This is a genomic window from Pseudomonas syringae group sp. 243L2, from assembly GCF_032587875.1.
Lineage (GTDB): Bacteria > Pseudomonadota > Gammaproteobacteria > Pseudomonadales > Pseudomonadaceae > Aquipseudomonas > Aquipseudomonas amygdali.
The window spans coordinates 257,843-279,393 of sequence record NZ_JAWHPL010000013.1 but is presented as its reverse complement, the minus strand read 5'-3'; the positions used below and the strand labels follow the sequence as shown (position 1 = coordinate 279,393).

General features: G+C 60.3%; 15 protein-coding genes. 7 read left to right on the top strand and 8 right to left on the bottom strand.

Annotated features, from left to right (window positions below):
• Positions 1-101: 101 nt before the first annotated feature.
• Together RYB66_RS06980 and RYB66_RS06975 are read right to left on the bottom strand one after the other, a co-directional pair.
• Positions 102-1,052, bottom strand: a complete 951-nt coding sequence (locus RYB66_RS06980) for a LysR family transcriptional regulator (protein ID WP_002553730.1) — start codon at positions 1,050-1,052, stop codon at positions 102-104.
• 108 nt (positions 1,053-1,160) lie between these two features.
• Positions 1,161-2,216 (bottom strand): GGDEF domain-containing protein, encoded by a 1,056-nt coding sequence (locus tag RYB66_RS06975; RefSeq protein WP_005777468.1) that lies wholly within the window; start codon positions 2,214-2,216, stop codon positions 1,161-1,163.
• A 402-nt stretch (positions 2,217-2,618) separates the two neighbouring features.
• Between RYB66_RS06975 and yghX the strand changes: the two genes are divergently transcribed.
• Positions 2,619-3,506: a YghX family hydrolase gene (yghX, locus tag RYB66_RS06970; protein WP_005777470.1), complete on the top strand. Its 888-nt coding sequence runs from the start codon at positions 2,619-2,621 to the stop codon at positions 3,504-3,506.
• A gap of 145 nt (positions 3,507-3,651) precedes the next feature.
• Here yghX and RYB66_RS06965 read toward each other — a convergent pair whose 3' ends face one another.
• Positions 3,652-6,699 carry an FAD-binding and (Fe-S)-binding domain-containing protein gene (locus RYB66_RS06965; protein WP_010202544.1) on the bottom strand — a complete coding sequence of 1,016 codons (3,048 nt, stop codon included), beginning with the start codon at positions 6,697-6,699 and terminating at the stop codon, positions 3,652-3,654.
• Between the two features lie 154 nt (positions 6,700-6,853).
• Between RYB66_RS06965 and RYB66_RS06960 the strand changes: the two genes are divergently transcribed.
• The 4 genes from RYB66_RS06960 to RYB66_RS06945 all read left to right on the top strand — a co-directional run bounded on the left by RYB66_RS06960 (position 6,854) and on the right by RYB66_RS06945 (position 11,449).
• Positions 6,854-7,759 carry a LysR substrate-binding domain-containing protein gene (locus RYB66_RS06960; RefSeq protein WP_002553726.1) on the top strand — a complete coding sequence of 302 codons (906 nt, stop codon included), beginning with the start codon at positions 6,854-6,856 and terminating at the stop codon, positions 7,757-7,759.
• 23 nt (positions 7,760-7,782) lie between these two features.
• Positions 7,783-8,694: a LysR substrate-binding domain-containing protein gene (locus RYB66_RS06955; RefSeq protein ID WP_005743654.1), complete on the top strand. Its 912-nt coding sequence runs from the start codon at positions 7,783-7,785 to the stop codon at positions 8,692-8,694.
• Between the two features lie 188 nt (positions 8,695-8,882).
• Positions 8,883-10,193, top strand: a complete 1,311-nt coding sequence (locus tag RYB66_RS06950) for an MFS transporter (protein ID WP_016981284.1) — start codon at positions 8,883-8,885, stop codon at positions 10,191-10,193.
• Positions 10,190-11,449, top strand: a complete 1,260-nt coding sequence (locus RYB66_RS06945; RefSeq protein WP_010202549.1) for a metal-dependent hydrolase family protein — start codon at positions 10,190-10,192, stop codon at positions 11,447-11,449. Before RYB66_RS06950 ends, RYB66_RS06945 begins: the two co-directional genes overlap by 4 nt.
• 7 nt (positions 11,450-11,456) lie before the next feature.
• Here the strand turns inward: RYB66_RS06945 and RYB66_RS06940 are convergent, their stop codons facing one another.
• Together RYB66_RS06940 and RYB66_RS06935 are read right to left on the bottom strand one after the other, a co-directional pair.
• A complete protein-coding gene (locus RYB66_RS06940; protein ID WP_005743651.1) occupies positions 11,457-12,359 on the bottom strand; it encodes a polysaccharide deacetylase family protein in 903 nt (300 codons plus the stop codon).
• On the bottom strand, positions 12,356-13,516 hold the full coding sequence (locus RYB66_RS06935; protein ID WP_316894109.1) for a GNAT family N-acetyltransferase/peptidase C39 family protein: 1,161 nt from the start codon (positions 13,514-13,516) through the stop codon (positions 12,356-12,358). Before RYB66_RS06935 ends, RYB66_RS06940 begins: the two co-directional genes overlap by 4 nt.
• A 93-nt stretch (positions 13,517-13,609) precedes the next feature.
• Between RYB66_RS06935 and RYB66_RS06930 the strand changes: the two genes are divergently transcribed.
• The gene (locus tag RYB66_RS06930) at positions 13,610-15,196 is read left to right on the top strand and encodes a RimK family alpha-L-glutamate ligase (protein WP_005777489.1); all 1,587 of its coding nucleotides are present in this window, start codon (positions 13,610-13,612) and stop codon (positions 15,194-15,196) included.
• Between the two features lie 4 nt (positions 15,197-15,200).
• Positions 15,201-16,130 (top strand): magnesium transporter CorA family protein, encoded by a 930-nt coding sequence (locus tag RYB66_RS06925; protein WP_005743647.1) that lies wholly within the window; start codon positions 15,201-15,203, stop codon positions 16,128-16,130.
• A gap of 4 nt (positions 16,131-16,134) precedes the next feature.
• Here RYB66_RS06925 and RYB66_RS06920 read toward each other — a convergent pair whose 3' ends face one another.
• Genes RYB66_RS06920 through RYB66_RS06910 form a run of 3 tightly spaced genes read right to left on the bottom strand, consistent with a single transcriptional unit; the run spans position 16,135 to position 21,549 of the window.
• Complete coding sequence (locus RYB66_RS06920) at positions 16,135-16,986, bottom strand: urea carboxylase-associated family protein (protein WP_005777491.1); 852 nt, start codon at positions 16,984-16,986, stop codon at positions 16,135-16,137.
• Between the two features lie 55 nt (positions 16,987-17,041).
• Positions 17,042-20,137 carry an error-prone DNA polymerase gene (locus tag RYB66_RS06915; protein WP_046832860.1) on the bottom strand — a complete coding sequence of 1,032 codons (3,096 nt, stop codon included), beginning with the start codon at positions 20,135-20,137 and terminating at the stop codon, positions 17,042-17,044.
• Complete coding sequence (locus tag RYB66_RS06910; protein WP_005777494.1) at positions 20,134-21,549, bottom strand: Y-family DNA polymerase; 1,416 nt, start codon at positions 21,547-21,549, stop codon at positions 20,134-20,136. The genes RYB66_RS06915 and RYB66_RS06910 overlap by 4 nt, the downstream gene beginning before the upstream one ends.
• Positions 21,550-21,551 lie beyond the last annotated feature (2 nt).

Sequence of the window (21,551 nt, the reverse complement as noted above, 5' to 3'; positions counted from 1 at the left end):
CTCGCAATGCGCAAAAAAGCATATTGATATTACTGAATGGAATTTTAACGGGCTCTGCGTGCGGTGCCGTGGAGCGTCACGACACGCATTGCACCTCACGCTCACTCGGCATAAATGCTCTGCAACAGGGCATCGTGCGCGCTGGCTTCGTGCATGATCATTGCCGGCAACAGGGTTTTTGCGCTGTCGGCAATCTCATCGATCAGCGCGCTTGCCACATCGGACAACGGGCTGGCGAAGGCTGAAATCAGACCGAAGAAAAACGGGATGTTGCAGGCGATCGGCCGGACCACCACACCTTGCAACGGCACGCCGATGGCGGTGAAAGGATCGACCAGCGCAATACCCAACCCGACTCTGGCCATTTGCATGGCGATCAGGGACGTATTGGTGTCAAGCATGCGCGGCGGCTGACCGCCCGCGTCCTGAAACGCCTTGTCGATGCGTCGACGAAAGCGATACGGGTTGGCCATGGTGATCAGCGTTTGCTGACGCAGCAGCTCCATCGACAGCACTTCATGGGTGGCGAGCGCAGAATCGGCAGGCAATACCGCCACGCAAGGCGCTTCGCCGATCCAGTGGATTTCCAGGCCGCGATGCTCCAGCGGCAGGCTGACCGCGCCCAGGTCCATGGTTTTCGACAATACAGCCTGAACCACATTCTCCGGGGACATGCTCTGCAACTGGATCTGTTGCGGACGCAGATGTTCAGGCAAGCGCGACAAGGCCGTGGGCAGCAAACCAGCCGCCAGGGCCGAGATCGCTACCAGCTTGATCTGGTGATTTTCTTCCTGGGCAATATGCTGCGCACGTTGGCGGATATTCCGCACGCCCAGCAGCGCGCTCTCCACTTCGCCATACATCATGAACGCCTTGTGGGTAGGCGTGACCTTCGGCCCGCTGCGCTCAAACAATGCAAAACCCAACTCCTGCTCTAGCTCCTGAATGGCTCGGGTCACTGATGGCTGGGAACGGCCGAGCATTTTCCCGGCAGCAGTGACACTGCCTGCCGACATGACCGCCGCGAAGGCTTCGAGCTGACGCAAATCCATAAGCATGCCTTGATCGATACATAGCCAATGAGGAAGCGCGACGCAATGCGCCCTCTGTTCAAAGCGCGAAAGTCTACACGCTGATGGAGCACTGGGTGAATGAACACCTCACCCGGCGATCATTACCCGGTTTCGGCCTTGTTGTTTGCCCAGATAAAGCGACGTGTCGGCACGATTGAGGGTTATCTGAAAGGTCTCGCCCGCGGCAAGGGTTGCCATGGCAAGGGTTGCGGTGACCGCAATGCTGCGTTCATCGATCTGACCGGCCTCTTCAGCAATACGCCGCCAGATGCGCTCCGCCACCCGCAGTGCATCATCGGGCGCGGTGTCCGGCATCAGCACCAAAAACTCCTCACCGCCCCAACGGGCAGCCATATCGCTGTTGCGCACGCTTGAACTGATGACTTCGGCCACCCGCTGCAACACCGCGTCACCGGTCTCATGCCCATGAAGATCATTGATCTGTTTGAAATGATCGATGTCGAGCAGGATCAGTGAAGCCGAGAACCCCTGACGCCTTGCCTCCAGCTCGCGTATGCGATGCAGGACTCTCCTGCGCGTATAAAGATTGGTCAGGCTGTCGCGGTTGGCAATATGAAACAGGCTCAGTTGCATCGACGACGTGAAACGTACCGAGAGTGCGGTGGCATAAATCGAAAGGACAGTGGCCACCAGCGCATTGACGATACCGAACGCATCGAGCACGTTCTGGCTAAGGCCTGATTCCTGGCCCATGTGCCGGCGAAAGGCGAAGCATCCGACCAGCGACAGGAGTATCGCCAGGCTATAGGCAATGCGTCTGATAGCGACCAGTTGAAAGGTAAAGGCAATGATCGGGATCACGCAGAACAGGTAGAAGCTGAAGTTGCTTTCCCAGCCCAACTCCCATGTCGCGAGCAGTGCATGGCCGATGATTTCCAGACACATCAGCTGTCCGGCCTGGCGATAGCGCTGTCTGCGGATCAGGTAAAGGCAGTTGATGTAGAGCAGCGTGCTGACGATGTTCGCTACCCACAGGACCTTCATGCCCAGCCCTAGGAACACCACCAGCAAGACACAGTGAATGCCCAGCGCGACATACACGATCGGAGTGATGTGGTTCCAGAACTGGATAGCCGTGTCCTTGAACAGCTGGGTGCGGTCTTCCGTCGGGAGGGTCATCATCACGTTATCTCGAAATGCAGGTGGAATATGACCATGAGCGTGGGGTGAAGATCATGATGTGTTGTCGGCCTGAACCGACGCTGCTTGATACGGCGGCTCGATAATATGTTGGTTTGCACAGCGCAAACGCCATGGCATGTGCCGAAGGAGTCAAATGGACATCACTGATGGCAAGTAGTGCAATTAGATGCCTGATTTTCCTGAACCACTGGCAGCAGGCACGGGCCTGCACATCAGGCTCGTTGGCGAGATCGGTAAGGGATGACGGCTTTTCTTCAATTTGCAGTAGCGATCCCGGTGTTCTGGAAATACTATCGGGACCGGACATTGTGTTGATCGCGCTGCGCCCATCAGCCCGCCAACACGCAGGCAGCCCTGAATGATTCAGAAGGAAGCGTACTGATGGAACGTCTCACTGCAAAAGACTTTGCCCCTGAATTGCTTGAGCTTTACGACTACTACGCGCACGGCCGGATCAATCGACGCGAGTTTCTCGATCGGGCTGCGCTGTTCACCTTCGGCGGCCTGACCGCCAGCGCGCTGCTCGCTTCCCTCAGCCCCAACTACGCGCTGGCCGAACAGGTGGAATTCACCGATCCGGATATCGTTGCCGAGTATGTGTCCTACCCCTCCCCCAAGGGGCATGGTCAGGTTCGTGGCTATCTGGTACGCCCGGCAAAAGCCACCGGCAAAGTACCGGCAGTGGTCGTGGTGCATGAAAACCGCGGTTTGAACCCCTATATCGAAGACGTTGCCCGCCGTGTGGCCAAAGCCGGTTTCATCGCGCTGGCACCTGACGGCCTGTCCTCGGTCGGCGGCTATCCGGGCAATGACGACAAGGGTCGGGAGCTCCAGCAGACCGTTAACCCGGAAAAGCTCATGAACGATTTCTTCGCTGCCATCGAGTGGCTGATGAAGCATGACGCGAGCACCGGCAAGGTCGGCATCACCGGTTTCTGTTATGGCGGCGGCGTGGCCAATGCTGCAGCCGTGGCGTACCCGGAACTGGGCGCTGCCGTATCGTTCTATGGCCGCCAGCCCAACGCCGAAGACGTGGGGAAGATCAAGGCGCCGGTCATGATTCACTACGGCGAACTGGACATCCGCATCAACGAAGGATGGCCCGCGTATGAGAAAGCCCTGAAAGCGGCTGGCACGACGTACGAAACGTACATCTATCCGGGCGCCAACCACGGCTTCCACAATGACTCCACCCCGCGTTACGACGAAGCCGCGGCCAAACTGGCCTGGGACCGCACATTGGGGTGGTTCAACAAGTACCTGGTCTAAGTTCTGGCCGAACGGCGCGGCACAGATCTGTGACGCGCAGCATCACGCAAGGCATTCCCACGCTGGAGCGTGAGGAACGATAGTTTTGTAACTATCGTGCCCATGCTCCGCGTGGGCATGCCGTTCTGGACGCTCTGCGTCCTCTCTATAGCGCCCTCACCCGTTCCAGCAGTACCTGTAGTGGATGCTGCACCACTTTGCCATCCTGGCGCTTGACCTGGCTGCGGCATGAGTAGCCATCGGCGACCAGTCGACCTTCAACGCCATGCCGGGCCACCAGCGGCTGCCAGGACTGACGATAGATGGTGTCGCTGGTTTTCGCGTTTCGGGTTTCATGCCCATAAGTGCCGGACATGCCACAGCAACCGCTGGCCAGCACATCAAGCCTGAGCCCGGCGCGAGCGAAGGCTTTCTGCCAAAGGCCGACACTGGCGGGCTCGTTGGTCTTTTCAGTGCAATGCGGCAGGAAGTAATACGTCTCACCTGACGGAGCGTCACACTGCTCCTCAAGCGCAGAAGCCAGCCATTCCTGCGGCAGCATGACGGTCGGTACGCTCTCGCTGCCCAGCGTCTTGCTGTACTCCTGGCGATAGACCAGGGTCATGGCCGGGTCCAGACCGATCAGCGGAATGCCGTACCCTGCCAGCTTGCCAAGCGACTGGCTGTTGAAACTGGCAGCCTTCTCGAACGCGGCCAGAAAACCCTGCACGTGCAGCGGCTTGCCGTTGGGTGCGAACGGTGCGAGATAAACCTGATAACCCATGCGCGAGATCAGCTCCAGCCAGTCTGCTGCCAGCGAGGTTTCAAAGTATCGGGTGAACGCATCCTGAACCAGCACCACCGTACGTTTGCGCTCCTGCTCGCTCAACGCGGCCAGACGCTGCGGCGTGGCAATGCCGACATTCCAGCGCGCGCAGGCCGCGCGAAAGTCCATCAGGCTGAGCAATGGGCTGTCGACCATACCGGCGACGTGCTCAAGCAGGTAACGCACCGGTTTTGCGCCCATGATCGCGTTGTACAACCGGGGAAACCGCGCCAGGTGCGGGATGCTGAACTCCAGCGAGCCAATCAGGTAATCCTTGATCGGGCGCAGGTAGCGGCTGTGGTACAGCTCCAGAAAACGCGAACGGAACTCAGGCACGTTGACCTTGACCGGGCACTGCCCCGCGCAGGACTTGCAGGCCAGACAACCGGCCATGGCATCGTAGACTTCATGAGAGAAATCCTTCTGCCCTGCTACTCTGGCCACGCTGTTGACAGTTCGCTCGGCAAGGCTTTTCAGCACATTGGCATTCCGCGCCCTGGCGCTGCCGGTCAGGACGTCGACATCCTGCTCGCCTTGCAGACGCAGCCATTCCCGGACCAGCGAAGCGCGGCCCTTGGGTGAGTGAATGCGGTCACGCGTGGCTTTCCATGACGGACACATGGCATCGTCGGTGTCGTAGTTGTAACAGGCACCGTTGCCATTACAGTGCAGCGCGCTGTCGTAGCTCTGCCAGACCCGTTCATCGATAGTGCGATCCAGATCACCGCGCAACGTCACTTCATCCACCAGCGTCAAGCGTGATTCCGGCACCGTCGCAGGCGTGGCGATCTTGCCGGGGTTCAGCTGGTTGAACGGGTCGCAGGCAGCCTTAAGGGCCTGCAATGCGGGATACAACTCGCCGAAATATTCAGGCACGTATTGCGAACGCAGGCCCTTGCCATGTTCGCCCCACAGCAGCCCGCCGTAGCGCTTGGTCAGCGCGGCGACGGCGTCAGAGATCGGGCGAATCAGTGCCGCCTGCGCCGGGTCCTTCATGTCCAGAATCGGTCGTACGTGCAGCACGCCTGCATCAACATGGCCAAACATGCCGTATTGCAGGCCGTAGCTGTCCAGCAGCGCACGAAACTCCTGAATGTAATCGGCAAGGTTTTCCGGTGGCACAGCCGTGTCTTCAACAAACGGCTGCGGCCGCGCTTCACCCTTGACGTTGCCGAGCAGCCCTACCGAACGCTTGCGCATGGCGTAGACGCGGTTTACCGCAGCGCTGCCGGTTGCCAGGGTATGACCTAGGCGCACCACCGAGGTGTCTTTTTGCAGGTGAGCGACGAATGCATGGACGCGCTGTTCCACTTCGTCCAGCTCATCACCACTGAACTCGATCAGGTTGATGCCCAGAGTCGGCGTGGCCGGGTCCTGCGGGAAATACTCGGCCACGCCGTGCCAGACGATATCCTGCATGGCCAGCATCAGCACTTTGGAGTCCACGGTCTCGATGGACAGCGGCTTGTGCGCCATCAACGCCTTGGCATCCCGCAGAGCGTCCATGAAACCGGCATAACGAACGTTGACCAGAATCGAATGTTTGGGGATTGGCAGGACGTTGAGTCGGGCCTCGACGATAAACCCCAGCGACCCCTCGGAACCGCACAGCACGCTGTTGAGGTTGAAACGCCCGTCTTCCTCACGCAGGTGCGCCAGATCGTAACCGGTCAGGCAACGGTTGAGCGGCGGAAAAACGTCCTTGATCAATTGCGCCTGCGTATCGGCGATCTGCTGCGCACAGCGATACACATCGCCGGCACGGTCAACACGCGCTTGCTCGCTGGCCAGCTGCTCAGCGCTGAATGCCTGACTGTTGACGTAGGAACCACCGAGCAGCACGGTCGTCAGTTCCAGCACATGGTCACGGGTCTTGCCGTAGGTGCAACTGCCCTGCCCGCTGGCGTCGGTGTTGATCATGCCGCCAATCGTGGCGCGGTTGGAGGTCGACAGTTCCGGCGCGAAAAACAGCCCGTGCGGCTTCAGCGCTGCGTTGAGCTGGTCCTTGACCACGCCGGTCTGCACCCGCACCCAGCGTTCCTCGACGTTGATTTCAAGGATATTGTTCATGTGCCGCGACAGGTCGACCACCACGCCGTCGGTCAACGACTGCCCATTGGTCCCTGTGCCTCCGCCACGCGGGGTCAGCACCACCTGCTTGTACTCGGGCCGCGCTGCCAGGCGGGCGACAATTGCCACATCATGGCTGTCCATCGGGAACACCGCAGCCTGCGGCAGGCGCTGGTAGATGGAGTTGTCAGTGGCCAGCACAGTACGCGAGCCGAGGTCCCTGGCTATTTCGCCGCGAAAGCCGCCCTCCACCAAGGCATTGAGGAAACGGTCATAGTGACCGACCTGCTCGGAGGTCGGTTTCAACAGCGCAATCATGGTGGTCTTCCTGGCTGGCTAGGCGTTTTATATGCAAAGCACGTATGCTTCGAAACGCTCGTATGCATGGCGTCATCAACGGTTATCGTGATTCTCCGGCGTGTCATGCTTCAGTGCAAACGTAAAAGATGCCGTTTTTCCATGAGTTTTATGAATGAACACCAGAAGACTGACGCCCTCCATGTCTTTATTGCTCGCTTTCGAGGCGGCCGCGCGGCATGGCAGCTTTACCAAAGCCGCAGACGAACTGGCCTTGACCCAGAGCGCCGTCAGCCGCCAGGTGCAGGCGCTGGAAGCCCAACTGGAAGTCGAGCTGTTCAAGCGTGATGGCAGACGTATCGAACTGACCACTGCCGGTGCCTTGTACCAGCATGAGCTGGCCGCGGCGCTGGGCCGTATTCGCAGCGCAACCCTGCAAACCATTGCGCACAAGGCAGAAGGCGGCACGCTGCACCTGGCCGTGCTGCCCACCTTCGGCTCCAAATGGCTGCTGCCGCGGATGAATGATTTTTACACCCGGCATCCGGGCTATGTGGTGCACATCCACTCACGCATCGTGCATGCCGACCTGACGCCGGCAGCCAGCGAAATGAACGCGATCATCTGTGCGGGTAACGGCAACTGGCCCGGTTACATCGCCCACCCGCTGGTCAGCGAAAAACTGGTGGTCATTGCCAGCCCTGCTGCGCTTGTTGGCTACCAGACGATCACCCCGGCGCAGGTGGCCCAGCATTCGTTGCTGAGCGTGGTATCGCGGCCCAATGCCTGGTCGGACTGGTTCGACAGTAATCGGCTGGACCACCACATCATGCGCCCCGGCCCGAGTTTCGAACTGACCTCGCACCTGATCCAGGCTGTGGCGGCGGGCATCGGTATCGCACTGGTACCGCGCATTCTGGTGCAGGACGAAATTAACAGCGGAGAACTGGTCACCCTGTTCGAGCCGCTGGACAGTGGGCGCAATTACTACCTGGCGTACGCGACGCGCTTTCAGAACCTGCCATCGCTGTGCGTGTTCAGGGACTGGCTGCTATCGACGCCATTTCCCGACCCTTTGTAGACCTGCCCGCAACAGGAGCCGCTGTGCGTATCGAGCCCCTTCCACCCTTGCAGAACCTGATCGCCTTCGAAGCCGCCGTTCGGCACGCTAGTTTTACCCGTGCCGCCAGCGAACTGAACCTCACCCAGAGCGCGATCAGCCGTCAGGTCGCGCAACTGGAGGAATTTCTCGGCCGCGCGCTGTTTCGTCGCGAGCACAAGCGCATTCATCTGACGGTCGCCGGGCAGATTTACGCCGAGCAGATCCAGCGCGTGCTGACCCTGTGTGCAGAGGCCACGGCACAAGTCATTACCCATAGCGGCGAACAACAACTGACGCTGGCGTGTTCCAGCGGCGTAGCCGCACTGTGGCTGGGCCCTTTGCTGGGACGCTATCGCGATGCCTTCCCCGCCGTGGATATCCGCCTGCGAGTGGTCGACGGGCTGGACTCGCTGATTCGTGCGGAATTCGATCTGGCGCTGTATTTCCTGCGCGAAACATCACCAACGGGCCTCGACAGTCGTTTGCTGTTCGCCGAATCGGTAAATGCCTACTGCTCGCCAGACTACCTGAACGGCCAACTGCTGGAACCTGCACAGTTGCTGGACCACTGCCTGCTGATGCTGGAAGACGGGCAACGTCAGTGGCTGTCCTGGGGAGACTGGTTCGGCCGTCAGGGCGTTGATGCGTCGCTGATCCGCAAGCGCATGACCGTCAACCTGTATCCGGTGCTGGTCGACCTGGCTGTCGCCGGGCACGGTATCGTGCTTGGCTGGCAACCGATGATTGACCGTCACGTGCAGTCCGGTGCGCTGGTGCCGGCCTGCCAGAAAAGTGTGGGTGCAATAGGCGGCTATTACCTGCTGACCCCCAGCGGCAAGACGCCCCGGCGCGCTGCGCGAGCGTTCGAGAAATGGCTGACAGATGAAATAGCCACGCTGACACCCTGCCCCTGACGCTTGCATGCGTCTGGCGCATGCAAACCTGCGCAATAAGCGTTTTCTTAAAATCGGCCCAACACCTACTCTCGACTGAAACGGGCAAAAAGACCTGACTCAGCCGCACTTACATCAACCCTGCCCCTTAATCAATGCAGCCACTGCAGGGGGCCTCCCTGCGTGTATCGCATGCAGGAGCCTATTCAGTGAGCACATTACGATCCTCTGCTTCACGCACCCATGAACAAAAGACACGCCGCGCGGTGACCGCTACGGTGATCGGCAATGGCCTGGAATGGTTTGACTTCACGGTCTACAGCTTCTTCTCGGTGATCATTGCCAAAGTGTTCTTCCCCACCGGCAGCGAGCTGACCTCTTACCTGTTGGCGCTGGCGACCTTCGGGGTCGGCTTCTTCATGCGTCCGGTGGGCGGCATTGTTCTGGGCATCTACAGTGACAGGCGCGGGCGCAAGGCGGCTTTATCCCTGACCATCCTGCTGATGGCGCTGGGGACGCTGATCATCGGATTGACGCCCAGCTTCGCGCAAATTGGCTATCTAGCACCGCTGCTGATTGTTCTGGCGCGACTGCTGCAAGGGTTCTCTGCCGGTGGCGAGATGGGCAGTGCCACCGCATTCCTGACCGAGCATGCGCCTGAGGGCAAAAAAGCCTTTTACTCCAGCTGGATTCAGGCCAGCATCGGCGTCGCGGTGCTGCTGGGTTCCGCGCTGGGCGCGGTGCTGTCCAGTTACCTGACCCAGGCGCAGCTGGAAAGCTGGGGCTGGCGGGTGCCGTTTCTGATCGGCACACTGATCGGGCCGGTCGGCTTTTATATTCGCAGCCGGGTGGATGAGACGCCTGCCTACAAGGCCGCAAAACCAGTCGAGTCGCCTCTGCGCGAAGTCATCAAGACCTACCCGCGCCAGACCCTGATCAGCTTTTCGCTGGTCGTGCTGTGGACCGTCTGCACCTATGCCATCCTGTTTTACATCCCCTCCTACGCCCAGCGCGTGCTCGGCCTGCCGTCATGGATGGGCTTCAGCGCCGGCATGATGGGCGGCGCGGTACTGATCGTCGCCACACCGATTGTCGGCGCCCTCGCAGACCGTAGCGGGCATCGCCCATGGTTGTTGGGCTCGGCAATTGCCATCTTCTTCAGCGCCTACCCGATGTTCCTGTTCATCAACCAGATGCCGGGACTGTTTTCGCTGCTGGTCTTTGAGCTGGTACTCGGCCTGCTGATTTCCGGTTACATCGGTTCGATCCTTGCGGCCTTTGGCGAATTACTGCCCACCCACGTGCTATCCACCGGGCTTTCGGTGGCCTACAACTTTGCCGTCACCATTTTCGGCGGCTTTGCCACCTTTACCATCACCTGGCTGATTGCCTCGACCGGCAGCAACCTGGCACCCGCTTTCTACATCATGTTCGCGGCCGTCGTCAGCGGTATTGGTGCGCTGCTGTATCGCGACCGTGCGCCTGCTGCCCATCGTCCCCTGTCTGGAGCTTTCCAATGAGTATTGCTGATCCTACACGCCTGATCCTGCGCAACGGTCGCCTGCTGGACCTGCAAAAAGGGCAATTGATTTCCGGCCAGGAAGTCGTGATCGAGGGTGAGCGCATTATCGACGTGCGTGCCGAAGGCGAGCCTGCCGCGGTTGGCGCGCGGATTATCGATCTGGGCGGCAGAACCCTGATGCCCGGCCTGATCGACTGCCATGTGCATGTGCTGGCTTCCAACGCCAACCTGGGCATGAATGCCCTGCAACCCAACGCAATCATCATGTACCGCGCATTACCGATTCTGGCTGCGATGCTCAACCGCGGTTTTACCACTGTTCGTGATGCCGGGGGTGCCGACTGGGCGCTGGCGCGTTCGATCCAGATGGGGCTGATTCCAGGTCCGCGCATCTTCGCATCGGGCAAAGCACTGTCGCAGACCGGCGGCCATGGCGACATGCGCGCACGCGGCGAATTGCTGCTCAACGAGCCTTGCTCGTGCTGCTTTCGGGCCGGGGCCATCGCCCGCGTAGTGGACGGCGTCGATAACGTGCGTCTGGCCGTGCGCGAAGAGCTGCAACAGGGCGCCAACCAGATCAAGATCATGGCTTCGGGCGGCGTCTCGTCACCAACCGATCCGATTGCCAACACTCAATACAGCGAGGCAGAGATTCGCGCCATCGTTGACGAAGCCGCCGCTGCGAACACCTACGTGATGGCCCATGCCTATACCGCACGAGCGATTCGGCGCGCCATAGAATGCGGCGTAAGAACCATCGAGCACGGCAACCTGGTGGATGCCGACACCGCCCGACTGATGGCCGAAAAAGGCGCATTTGCGGTACCGACTCAGGTCACCTATGAAATGCTTGCCGAGTACGGCGAGCGCTTCGGCCTGCCAGCGGACTCGGTGGCCAAAATCGAGGATGTGCGCCAGGCCGGCCGCAACGCCCTGCTGCTGTTCGCCGAAGCGGGCGTACCGATGGGCTATGGCTCGGATTTACTGGGGGAAATGCATGAGTACCAGACCCACGAACTGAAGATTCGCGCCGAACTGCTCGGTAATCTGGCGGCGTTACGCAGTGCAACAAGTGTTGCGGCGCAGATACTCCAGCGCGAGGGTGAACTGGGTTGCATCAGCGCCGGTGCGATAGCCGATCTGCTGGTGGTGGATGGCGACCCGCTGAGCGATATCGGTTGCCTGGTCGGTCAGGGCGAGCATCTGGCGATGATTGTTCAGGGCGGTCACGTGCGTAAGAACACCCTGGTCTGACCGGGCGTCAGTGAGCGTTGTGGTCCCAGATCCAGTTCCATGCGCCGGGTAGCCTTACAGGCTGCCCCGCGTCCTTGACCGTGCGCGCCAGGGCAGCGCGCTGCAACTGCGCGCTGTCGTCGTAGAACGGCTTGTCGGCAAGTCGCACGCCGGTCTGATGGGCGCTGTCGACCAGTATCTGCAGGTACTCTCGCGCATGCCGCGCGGTGTAGCGGTTCAGGTCGTGAAAGGTCACCACCACCGGAATCACCCCGTCCACCGCAGGCAGCTCTCCGGCGGCGATGCGTTCACGTACTTGCGAGAGCTGACTGACCATGTTCGAACGGCGGCGCAGGCTGAAGTTATAGCCCCAGATCTTGCCGTCATTGGCGCTCAGGTCAGTCAGTAATACATGCAGGTCATGACGCTGGTAGGCGCTGAACGTGCGTTTGTCGTAGTTCCAGAACGGCGGGCGCAACAACGTGGTCGGCACGCCGGTAATCGAGGCGATGATGGCGCAGCCTTGGGTCAGGGACTGCTCCAGCTCCTCATCGGTCAACGAACGATGATTGGTGTGGTGCGGCGTGGCGGTATGAAAGCCGAGCAAATGCCCCTCTTCATGCTGACGATGCATGATCGCCCGCCCCTGATCACTATTCCCTGCGCCTGTGGCGCCGGTCTGCACGAAGAACACGGCTTTGATGTTCGGCTGCAACGGATTGTCGGCCAGGCTGTCGAGTACGGTGATACTGGGGTTGTAAAAAGTCGACGCACTGGGGCCGTCATCAAAGCTCAGCAGGAACCGCACTGGTGGCTGCTGCCGCAACTGTTCGGCAGTTTTTGGCGTCAGAGGGACTGGCGCGCTGATGCAGGCCGACAGGCTCGCGGCGATGGCCAGTGCGCAAAGGGCCTTGAGGGCTGACTTGATCAATGTACGGGATCCTGTGGCCGGGCTGCTGAAGCCGCTTGGGAAGCGCACGCATGATCATCCACAGGCGCGGCAAACACAATCACTGCGGCGCGCAGTTTATCGGTGCCGAAACAACTCATGCGATTGAAATCGGCATGGCTTACCGGCATATGCTGGCAGTCGATGGCCTGGCGATGCAGGCTGTGATCAATATCAGGATCGTGCAGGTAGACAAAATCGCTGTCGCAATCGGTGACCATCACCCAGTGCGGTGCCTTGGAGCGTGTCAGGCGATAGCTGCTGATCAGCACCAGCGGCTTGCCGCCCTCGGCCAGTACGCGAGGCAGGTTCAATGAGCGGTTGGGCAGCGTCTCTACACCGCAGGTTCGCAGCTCATGACAGAACTGCTCGTGAACCAGGCGAATCACCTGTTTCTTGTTGTCGCTGCGCACGCCGCCCAGAAACAGCGGGCCTGCCACCGACACCAGCAACTTCACGGCGAAGCCCCGTCGCCGGGCAGCCAGCGCCAGCCCTTGAGGACTGCATCCACCGTGGCCGGAGGTCATGAACACCGTGGTCGCCTCGCGCCAGATCTGCAGTTCTTCGGCGCGGTCCATCAAACGCGCAGGTTGCAGAGCCTTCATCGCCATCAACAGGCAGGCCGGGCCACAGGTGAATTCCAGAGTCTGCTGGTAGTAAGGCACTGAACGACTGTCCAGCCGGGCATGCTCGACGATGCGCTTCTCGTAACGCAGCGCCGGGGCATGGTCCTGGTAATAGTCGTCGACCTGAGCGAAGCGCCGGTAGCCGTTGCGTTCGTACAGCCCGATAGCCGCGTGGTTATCAGGGCGCACCTCAAGGCGCAGGTAAGCGCAGTCGCGGCCCACGGCCTGCTGCTCGGCACGTTGCAACAACTGCTTGCCCAGCCCCTTGCCCCGCGCCGCATCGGCAATCGCCAGCGAATACAAACGCCCCAGCGAGGTGCCCCGATGAAACAGCACCAGCGCATAGCCGGTGAGCTGTCCGGCCTGCTCGGCGACGATCAGGCTGGCATTGGCGCGGCGAATCATCCAGTGAAAGCTGCGCGCGGTCAGACGGTCGCCGTCAAAGCACTGGTTCTCCAAGAGCAGCAATTCGTCGACATCGGTTTCAACTGCATCGCGAAATATAAAGTCCATCTGCACCGCCGTAAAAGTTGTGTAACGAAACGGGACATTTCAAAAAGCACATGCTTAATAGAAAGGACTTGTTTCCCATCGGATCGATTACACATGTCAGCGGCACAGGTGAAGATGAACGAAGTATCTGCGCAACTTGCGCTTTCAGCAACAACCCGACGAGCAGACCCCACAACACTCTTTGCAGCGCAGAGGCAACTGGTGATTATTGTCGAACGGCTCGAAGACTGGGCATCGTACTTCCCCAGCGAAAACCTGATCAGCGCCCAGGATTATCTGGAAAAGCCGCTGAAAGCCACGGCAGGCAAGCGTGTGCAAGTCATCAACCTGTGCCGCAGCTACAAATACCTGGGCCACGGTTATTACTGTTCCCTGCTGGCCGAAGCGCGCCAGCACAATGTCATTCCCTCGGTAAAGACCATCAGCGAATTGACCCGCAAGTCACTCTACGGCCTGGCCCTCGATGACCTGGACAAGTTGCTGGAAACCGCACTTCAGGATCACCCTTATGACGACACCGAAGGGTTTACCCTGACACTTTACTTCGGTCAGACCACACTTGAGCCGTTGAAGGATCTCGCCCGTCAATTGTTTGAAGTCTTCCCCTGCCCGATCCTGATGGTGGAGTTTCGCAAGCGTGACAATTGGCACATTGCTGGTATCAAGGCCGGCGCTCTGCCGCGCCTGCGCGATGATCAGCAGGATGAGTTCGCCATGGCGCTGGAAGGCTTCAGCCGCAACGTCTGGCGCCAGCCCAGCTCCCGGCGCATGGCCCGCTATGACCTGGCGATCCTGCATGACCCGCAGGAACAGCTGCCACCGTCCAACACCGAGGCGCTGGCCAATTTCATCCGCGTCGGTCAGCGCCTGGGCATCGATGTCGAGCTGATTGAGAAGAAAGACTACGCCCGATTGGCCGAGTACGACGCGCTGCTGATTCGTGAAACCACCAGCGTTGACAACCACACCTATCGCTTTGCCAAGAAAGCCGAAAGCGAGGGGCTGGTGGTCATGGATGACTCCACCTCGATCCTGCGCTGCACCAACAAGGTGTACCTGACCGATCTGCTCAAAAGCCATGATCTGGGCATGCCGCGAACGGAAATCCTCTACAAGGATCGCCCGGAAGAACTGCAGCACGTGGCCACACGCCTGGGTTTCCCGCTGGTATTGAAGATTCCCGATGGCTGTTTTTCCAGAGGCGTGATCAAGGTCAGCACACCCGAGGAAATGCACACGGCAACGACCCAGCTGTTCGAGCATTCGGTGTTGTTGCTGGCTCAGGAGTTTTTCTACACCGAGTACGACTGGCGCATTGGCATTCTCAACCGCAAACCGATATTCGCCTGCCAGTACTTCATGTCCAAAGGGCATTGGCAGATCTACAACCACAAGGCAATCGGTGCCGAGGTCATTGGCGAATGCCGTACCCTGGCGGTGCACGAAGCGCCGCGCGCCGTGGTCGAACTGGCGCTCAAGACCGCCAACCTGATTGGTGACGGCTTGTATGGCGTGGACTTGAAACAGTCAGGCGATCAAGTGGTGGTGATCGAGGTCAACGACAACCCGAATCTGGACGCCGGCATCGAAGACGCTTATCTGCAGGATGATCTGTACAGCCTGGTGCTGGAAGAATTCGTCCGCCGTCTTGAGCTCAAACGCCTCGGCCAGGCATGGTGAAACGATGATTCAGGGCCTGAAACTCGACAACAACCAGTTGCTGGCATGTGACCCGCAAAAGGCTCAGGTGCTGTGGTTCAGCAAACCCGATGCCGGGGAACGCAGATTATTGCTGGAGCGATTTCACCTTGATGAGCATGCCGTTGCCTCGGCACTCGACCCCGACGAAATTTCGCGCATCGAGTTTCACCCTGATGCGTTGTTCGTTATCTGGAAACGTCCCGAGAACTATTCGGGCAAGGACAGCTTCTCGTTCGACGTTTCGTCCTTTGGCGTGCTGTTGAGCCGGGACCAGCTGGTGCTGATCTGCGATGACGAGCTACCCTTGAGCGCGCTGGGGGCTCACCGCCCGTTAGACCAGCCGCTGGATATCCTTCTGGAGCTGCTGTTCAACAATATTCATCACTATCTGGGCCATTTGAAAGTCATCAAGATGGTCGCCCGGGAATTGCAGCAGAAATTCAACTCTTCCCTGGAAAACCGCCATTTGCTGCAGATGTTCAACCTCAGCGAAAGTCTGGTGTATTACATCAATGCCATCCACAGCAACGGGGCGGTCCTGACGCGTTTGCGCAACCATGCGCAAGGCCGGCAATACGCAGCCGACAGCCTGGCGCTGATCGACGACATGATCATCGAGAACGACCAGTGCTACAAACAGGCGGAGATCTATTCCACGGTGTTCGCCGGGTTGATGGATGCACGCGGAAATCTGGTCAATAACAGCACCAACACCCTGCTGCGCAAACTGACGCTAATCAATGTGGTGTTTCTGCCCCTGAACCTGATTGCCGGGATCGGCGGCATGTCGGAATTCAGCATGATGACCGCCCCGCTGCACTGGTGGGTGGCCTACCCGGCACTGCTTCTGGCCATGCTCGGGCTGGGGGCGGTGATGGTCTGGGGGCTGCGCAAGATGGCTCGCGCAGCCTGAGCGGTTATTTTTCCCATTCAGCCTTGGCAATCTGCAAGCCATGCTGACCGTTATAAGCTGCACGTTCGGGAGACTGCCAACCCTCCAGCAACGCAGCGTCGAGATCGTAGATTTCGACGCCCAGCGGACGGCAAACGCTTAACGGGTCCTGCGCGTCAGGCCCCCACATCGGCAGTGACAGGTCGCCACCCGGACAGGTCGACAAGGCGCACAGCAGGTCGATTTCAGCAAAGAACTCCAGGTAATCGCCCTTTTGCGCCGGACAGGCTTTCATGAAGTACATGTCGTCATGGTTCAGGCCGGTGCACTGGAAGATATTCAACACGTCATGCACATCGAATTCGGTCAGCCCGTGCGGCAGCACTGCGCGGGTCAGGTTCGAATGGCAGTGATGATGAAAGTCTTCGCCGGTCAGCATCTTGTTGACGTAGGGATCACAGCGCGTGCCGAGCAAATCGTGCAGGCGGCCACCATGCTCGTCGATCCCGGAGCTGGCCAGGCTGTCATCGGTGATGGTGACCAGCGGCCGTAAAAACGGCAGGTTCGACCACAGCCGGTCATGGGTGCTGACATGCGCGCCCTGCAACTGACGCGTGCGCGCCGCCCACAGGCGTTCCCGAGGGTCGTTGGCGTTCCACAGATTGAAATCGCCCACCTGCGGGCCAACCGGTGTGGTAACACGAAACACCTGACCGGCCTTGACCTTCCAGGCCCGTCCGGTGCGGATCGGCACTTCAAATTGCTCGACGAGGTTACGCTGCTGCGCATTCGTGCGGATACGCTCGTAAAAGGCCGTATCCACTTGCAGCGCCGCGCCTTTGCTGACCTGGTAAGCGGCTGGGTAGTCTTTGTACATACAGGGCTTCTCGTTGGCAGGATGTACCGATTGCTACTGCAAATTACAGGCCCGATTACTGAAAATCCCGGCTGCGCACATCCAGTCCAGTCAACAGCGGCGTCAGGTCATAAAGCCGCTGGGCGATCAGGTGCCGTACGCCGCTTTTCGATTCCAGTCGCCCGAACACCTGCAGCAATTGCGAGCCCACCAAGACCTTGCGCTGTCGCTCGGCCAGGTCGCGCCAGACCACGACGTTGACCATGCCGAATTCGTCTTCCAGCGTCACGAAGGTCACGCCACTGGCGGTGCCCGGTCGTTGGCGGCCGATGACCAGCCCCGCCACGCTGAGGGTTCGGTCGTTTTCCAAGCTCAGCAAGTCTTGTGAGCTGCGAAAGCGTTTGGCAGCCAGTTGCCGACGCAGCAAGGCCAGTGGGTGCGGACCAAGGGTGGTACCCAGAGTGGCGTAGTCGGCCATCAGGTCTTCGGCCACCGTCGGCAGCGGCAGCGTTACCTGTGTGTCTTCGCTGGGCAAGTCGTTGAACAACGGTCGCTGGGCTTCCACCCCTGCCACTTCCCAGCGCGCCCGGTGCCGATGACCAATCAGGCCACGCAAGGCCCCGGAATCCGCCAGTGCTTCAGCGGCGCGAGCGTCCAAACCGGCACGCAGGCTAAGGTCTGTGGCATCGCTGAACAGCCGTTTCGAGCGGGCCGTTTCGATGCGCCGGGCATCATCCTCGCGAAAACCACGCACCATGCGCAGCCCCAGGCGAATCGCCAGATTGCGCGTGCTGTCGGGATGATCGAGCGGCTCCAGCGAACAATCCCAGTCGCTGTAGCGCACATCCACCGGGCGGATTTCAATGTGGTGGCGACGGGCGTCCTGTAACAATTGATCCGGGCTGTAAAACCCCATCGGCCAGCTGTTGATCAGTGCGCAGGTGAACGCTGCCGGTTCATGGCACTTAAGCCAGCAACTGGCGTAGGTCAGCAAGGCGAAACTGGCGGCATGGGATTCGGGAAAACCATAACTGCCAAAGCCCTTGATCTGTTCGAAGATCCGGTCGGCAAAGTCCGCTTCATAGCCGTTTTTCAGCATGCCCGTGCGCAGCCGTTCGCGATGCGGCTCCAGCCCGCCGTGGCGTTTCCACGCGGCCATCGCTCGGCGCAGTTCGTCCGCCTCGCCCGGTGTGTAACCAGCGGCGATGATCGCCACTTCCATGACCTGCTCCTGGAACAGCGGCACGCCCAGGGTGCGCTCAAAGACGCTTTTTAGTTTAGGCGGATAGGTAATGGCTTCCTCTTTATTACGCCGACGCAGATATGGGTGAACCATGTCGCCCTGGATCGGCCCCGGCCGGACAATGGCGACTTCGATGACCAGGTCGTAGAATTTTTCCGGTCTGAGGCGCGGCAGCATGGCCATCTGCGCACGCGACTCGATCTGGAACACGCCGATGGTGTCGGCCCGGCTGATCATTTCGTAGGTTTTCCGGTCGTCGCCCGGCAGGTCTGCGAGGGTCCAGCGCTTGCCCCGGTGCAGATGCACCAGATCGAACGTGCGGCGCAAAGCGCTGAGCATGCCCAGTGCAAGTATGTCGACTTTCAACAGGCCGACCAGGTCCAGGTCATCCTTGTCCCACTGAATGATCGTGCGGTCGGCCATCGCGGCGTTCTCGACAGGCACCAGCGTCTCCAGCGGATGCTCGGAAATCACGAAGCCGCCCGGATGTTGCGACAAATGCCGAGGAAAGCCGATCAGCTCGCCGGTGAGTGCCAGCACACGCTTGAGGATTGGCATGTCGGCATCGAAGCCGTATTCGCGCAGGCGTTCGGGCGACGGCAGCGAATCGCTCCAGCGGCTAAAGGCATCGGCCAGGGCGTTGATCTGGTCAGGCGGCAAACCCAGCACCTTGGCCACATCACGCACTGCGCCCGAGCCGTGATACGTGCTGGCCACTGCGGTCAGCGCCGCCCTGCCCCGACCATAACGCCTGAATATGTACTGAATGACTTCTTCGCGGCGGTCGTGCTCGAAATCCACGTCGATGTCCGGTGGCTCGTTGCGCTCTTTGGAGATAAAGCGCTCGAACAGCAGGTTGCTCTTTTCCGGGTTCAGCTCGGTGATCCCCAGCGCATAACACACTGCCGAGTTGGCCGCCGAGCCGCGTCCCTGACAAAGGATGTGCTGGCTGCGGGCAAACTCGACGATGTCATGCACGGTCAGAAAGTAGCTGTCGAACTTCTTTTCCGTGATCAGGGCCAGTTCCTTCTCGACCTGCGCGCGGGTGGCTGGCGTCAGCCCGTTCGGCCAGCGTTTGCGGGCACCGCGCTCGGTCAGTTCACGCAGCCACGACGTGGGTGTCTGGCCTTTGGGGACCAGCTCGTGCGGGTATTCATATTTCAATTGTTTGAGATCAAACGTGCAGCGCCGGGCAATACGCACCGATTCGGCCAGCAGCCAGTCCGGGTAATGCTCGGCAAGCGCATCCAGTGGCCGTAAATGGCGCTCGCCGTTGGCAAACAACAGGTGCCCTGCTTCGGCCACGGTCGTGTGATGGCGAATGGCAGTCATGGTGTCCTGCAGGGCACGCCGACCGCGCGCGTGCATGTGCACATCACCGCTGGCAACTGCCGGGATACCCAACGATTGCGCCAGCGCCAGCAAGTCGGCCAGACGCTGCTCGTCATCCGCGCCGCGATGTAACTCCACGCCGAGCCAGAGGCGCTCGGCAAAGCGCTCACGCAACCAGCGTCCATGCGCCAGGCAGGCTTGCGCGTCGCCTTCGATTTCCGGCAGCCAGATGGCCAGCAACCCGTCCGGAGACGGCTCGAAATCTTCACGCAACAACCGGTACTCACCTTTTCTGGCTCTGCGGCGTGCCACCGTGATCAATTTGCACAACGCCTCATAACCTGTCTGGCTTTCCACCAGCAGCACGGCTTTCGGCCCGTTCTCGATGTGCATTTCGCTGCCGATGATCAACGGCAGGCCGGTGCTGATGGACGCCTGCCAGGCACGTACGATACCGGCCAGCGTGCACTCGTCAGTGATGGCCAGCGCCTGATAGCCGTGGCGCAAGGCTCGTTCGAACAGCTCACGGGCGCTTGAGGCGCCGCGCTGAAAACTGAAGTTGGACAAGCAATGCAGCTCGGCGTATTCGCTGGTCATGCGAACCAGCCATGCAGCAGCAGTTCACCCTGCTCGCCCACGCTGCGATAGGCCCAGGCGCGCTGGCCGCTGGAGGTTTCGACCAGATAGTAGTCGCGGCGTACATCGCCGCCGTCCCACCAGCCTGACTCGATTCGCTCGGGCCCCGCCACGATGCGCGTGGCATGAAGTGGCAGCGGCTGGGGTTCTCGCAGCAACCAGCCCGGGCGCATACAAGCTTTGGCCGGCAAGACCGGTTTGCTTGTGCTGTGTGGTTGCCAGGCACATTCAGGACGGTGATCGGCCTGAGCGCGCAAGCCATTCACAGACTCGTCACCCAGTCGCGCACGCAGGCGCTCGCGCAGTTGCTCCCAGGGCAAGGTCTGCTGCACGCGCTCATCGAACAACTGACGGTGCGCCGGGACAAAATCCGGCAAGTCTCGCGCCAGCAGGCGCACGGCACGTACCGGCGACGCGACCAGCACCTGCTCAAGCCTGCCGCGGGCCAGTTCGAACAGCATCGACGCATCGCGCTCGGCGCTCAGCAGTCCGACTGGCACCACAGTCTCCGGACCTTCAACGTGCTCCAGATGCAGGGAAAATCGCTGCACACCGCTGTCGCGTCCGGCCAGGAACAAAGCCAGATCGGCGATCAGCCGCTTGAGCGGAAACAACAGGGCCTGATGCGACTCGACGTCGAAATTCAGCTCGATGCGTACATCGAAGAAGTCCGGCGGTGTGTAGCACTCCAGTGCCACCGGTCGTTCGCCAAGCAATGTATCGAGATGCTGCAGCACGCTGGCCGGGAACCGCCGCGCCAGTGTATCGCGCGGCAGGGCCAGCACCTGCCGCACAGAGCGCAGCCCCATGCGTGTCAGGGCCGTGGCGGTTTCACGGCTCAGACCGATGCGTTCCAGCGGCATATGCTCCAGGCTGCGGCGCAACGCCTGCGGGCAATCAATGCTCAGCCCGTCATGCATGTTGGCCAGCATCCGTGCGGCTATCGGGTTGGGCGCGACCACGATGCGATGCCGGAAACCCTGCGTGGTCAGCTCTTCACGCAAGCGTGCCTCGAACACCGGCCAAGGGCCGAACAGCTTGAGACTGGACTCAATCTCCATCAGCAACACTCGAGGGTACTTGAGGCTGACATTGGAGCTGAAACCGTACGCCCAGGCCGCGAGCAGTTGCTGCAAGCGCTCAATGTCGGCCGGGTCATGCTCGACCGTGGAGAAGTTCGACACCAGCGCCTGAGCGGCCGTCAGCGACTGCCCGGCTTTCAAACCCAGCGCACGCGCCGCCGGATTGACGGCTTGCAACACGCGACGTTGAGCACTGCCGCTGATCAGCGCCAGAGGTTCATCGGGATCGTTACGACGACGCATGACGCCGTCGAGCGCCAGTTGCGGCAGCAAGACACAGGCCCAGAGCATAA

Excerpts from the sequence above, each read along its gene's own strand:
- RYB66_RS06980 (WP_002553730.1), bottom strand. The coding sequence starts at position 1,052 with ATGGATTTGCGTCAGCTCGAAGCCTTCGCGGCGGTCATGTCGGCAGGC.
- RYB66_RS06975 (WP_005777468.1), bottom strand. The coding sequence starts at position 2,216 with ATGATGACCCTCCCGACGGAAGACCGCACCCAGCTGTTCAAGGACACG.
- yghX (WP_005777470.1), top strand. The coding sequence starts at position 2,619 with ATGGAACGTCTCACTGCAAAAGACTTTGCCCCTGAATTGCTTGAGCTT.
- RYB66_RS06965 (WP_010202544.1), bottom strand. The coding sequence starts at position 6,699 with ATGATTGCGCTGTTGAAACCGACCTCCGAGCAGGTCGGTCACTATGAC.
- RYB66_RS06960 (WP_002553726.1), top strand. The coding sequence starts at position 6,854 with ATGAACACCAGAAGACTGACGCCCTCCATGTCTTTATTGCTCGCTTTC.
- RYB66_RS06945 (WP_010202549.1), top strand. The coding sequence starts at position 10,190 with ATGAGTATTGCTGATCCTACACGCCTGATCCTGCGCAACGGTCGCCTG.
- RYB66_RS06935 (WP_316894109.1), bottom strand. The coding sequence starts at position 13,516 with ATGGACTTTATATTTCGCGATGCAGTTGAAACCGATGTCGACGAATTG.
- RYB66_RS06930 (WP_005777489.1), top strand. The coding sequence starts at position 13,610 with ATGTCAGCGGCACAGGTGAAGATGAACGAAGTATCTGCGCAACTTGCG.
- RYB66_RS06925 (WP_005743647.1), top strand. The coding sequence starts at position 15,201 with ATGATTCAGGGCCTGAAACTCGACAACAACCAGTTGCTGGCATGTGAC.
- RYB66_RS06920 (WP_005777491.1), bottom strand. The coding sequence starts at position 16,986 with ATGTACAAAGACTACCCAGCCGCTTACCAGGTCAGCAAAGGCGCGGCG.
- RYB66_RS06915 (WP_046832860.1), bottom strand. The coding sequence starts at position 20,137 with ATGACCAGCGAATACGCCGAGCTGCATTGCTTGTCCAACTTCAGTTTT.
- RYB66_RS06910 (WP_005777494.1), bottom strand. The coding sequence starts at position 21,549 with ATGCTCTGGGCCTGTGTCTTGCTGCCGCAACTGGCGCTCGACGGCGTC.